This is a genomic window from Rhodococcus sp. ENV425, from assembly GCF_002887785.1.
Lineage (GTDB): Bacteria > Actinomycetota > Actinomycetes > Mycobacteriales > Mycobacteriaceae > Rhodococcus > Rhodococcus aetherivorans.
The window spans coordinates 12,900-14,726 of sequence record NZ_PCZU01000249.1; the positions used below are offsets into that span (position 1 = coordinate 12,900).

3 protein-coding genes are annotated in these 1,827 nt (G+C 71.8%); 2 read left to right on the forward strand and 1 reads right to left on the reverse strand.

Annotated features, from left to right (window positions below; all coding sequences use genetic code 11):
* Positions 1 to 450, reverse strand: a 450-nt coding sequence (locus CQZ88_RS21705) for a 2'-5' RNA ligase family protein (protein ID WP_102800297.1), incomplete at its 3' end; no start/stop codon positions are given.
* 19 nt (positions 451 to 469) lie between these two features.
* On the opposite strand from CQZ88_RS21705, the gene CQZ88_RS21710 reads away from it, so the two are divergent.
* Entirely contained in the window at positions 470 to 1,564 is a 1,095-nt protein-coding gene (locus tag CQZ88_RS21710; RefSeq protein ID WP_006941144.1) for an isocitrate/isopropylmalate dehydrogenase family protein, read from the forward strand.
* Between the two features lie 49 nt (positions 1,565 to 1,613).
* A partial coding sequence (locus tag CQZ88_RS31560; RefSeq protein ID WP_258008719.1) for an antibiotic biosynthesis monooxygenase occupies positions 1,614 to 1,827 on the forward strand: 214 nt, incomplete at its 3' end.

The window sequence follows — 1,827 nt, forward strand, 5'->3', positions numbered from 1 at the left end:
CTCCCGGGTGCCCGCTCGGGTCGCCGTCAGCGCCGATCCGAGCCGGCCGGGCGGCACCCGGCGGGCCAGGGTCACGTGCGGGGTCCACTCGCCGGGCCGGATGTGCGCCGGGACACCCGGACAACCGTCGATCAGCGCGAACACCATCCGTTGCAGCTCGAGCAGTTCGGCCGTGGGCACCACCAGCCGCGCCACCGTCGCGGTACGCGAGCCGAACAGCACCATCCCCCCGAGCCGCACCGGCAACGGCTCGCCCGTGATCTGCTCCCGCATCGCCCCTTCCATGCCCGGCGGAATCGACGCGGCGACCGCGAGCGTGATGTGCGGGCGGTTCGACTCGGACCGATTGCGGGCCTGACTGGACAGTCCCACGTCCAGCAACCGCGACCATTCCTCGCGGACCGCCTGATCCAGACGGTCGTCGAGGAGCAGTTCCACCGACTGCACCATGGTGGGTAATGATTGCCGCATGACCGACGCCGTCGCAATCCCCGCCCCGCACCGCATCGGACTGCTCGAAGGAGACGGGATCGGTCACGAGATCGTCCCGGCCGCCCGCCGGGTGGTCGACGCCGCCGTCGCCGCCGTGCACGGCCCGGAGATCGACTGGGTGCCGCTGCCGCTCGGCGCCGATGCGATCGCCACCCACGGCACACCCACCCCCGAATCCACCCTCGACGCACTCGCGGGCCTGAACTCGTGGATCCTCGGACCGCACGACAGCGCCGCCTATCCCGACCCGTTCCGCGCGCAGCTCACCCCGGGCGGACAGATCCGCAAGCGGTTCGATCTGTACGCCAACATCCGTCCCGCCCGCGCCCTGCCCGGTGTCCGCGCCGTGTCCCCGCGCATGGATCTCGTCATCGTGCGGGAGAACACCGAAGGGCTCTACGCGGACCGCAACATGGTCGTCGGCAGCGGCGAATTCATGCCCACCCCCGACGTCGCGCTCGCCGTCGGCGTCGTCACCCGGGCGGCCTGCGAACGCATCGCCCACACGGCCTTCCGGCTCGCCACCCGTCGCCGCCGCCGCGTCACGATCGTGCACAAGGCCAACGTCCTGTCCCTGACCACCGGCCTGTTCCGGGACGTCTGCCGCGAGATCGGCGCACAGTATCCGTCGGTGACGGTGGACGACGAGCACGTCGACGCCATGGCCGCCCACCTCGTCCGCCACGGTGCCGACTACGACGTCGTCGTCACCGAGAACATGTTCGGCGACATCCTCTCCGACCTCGCGGGCGAACTGTCCGGCTCGCTCGGCACCGCGGCGTCGATCAACGCATCCGACACCCAGGCCATGGCGCAGGCCGCACACGGCGCCGCCCCGGACATCGCCGGCCGCAACCGCGCCAATCCCACGGCACTGATCCTGTCCGCCGCGATGCTCCTCGACCGGCTCGGCACCGCCCACGACCTGCCGGAGTTCGCCGCCGCGGCCCGCCGGATCGAGCACGCCGTCGACGCGACCGTCGAGGCGGGCGTGGCCACCGCGGATCTCGGCGGCCTCGCTTCGACCGCCGAATTCACCGAGGCCGTCGTCGCCCGCACTCGTCGCCGCTGAGCTCGCAGCTCTTGACCTCGAGTCGGCTCGAGGTCCTACCGTGGCCGCCATGACGACCGAGATCCTGCGCATCGACAAGTTCTCCGTGCCCGCGGCCGCACGGGAGACCTTCCTCGCCGCGGTCCACGAGACGCACCGCGAGCTGCGTACCCAGCCCGGGTTCCACGGCGACGACGTCGTCGAACTGTGCTCCGGCCCGAGCGAATACAACATCGTCACCGTGGGGCGCTGGGCGCACCACTCGGCACTGCAGCGGGCCCGGG

What these genes read in the sequence shown, in the direction of transcription:
- CQZ88_RS21710 (WP_006941144.1), top strand. Translation starts at nt 470, where the DNA reads ATGACCGACGCCGTCGCAATCCCCGCCCCGCACCGCATCGGACTGCTC.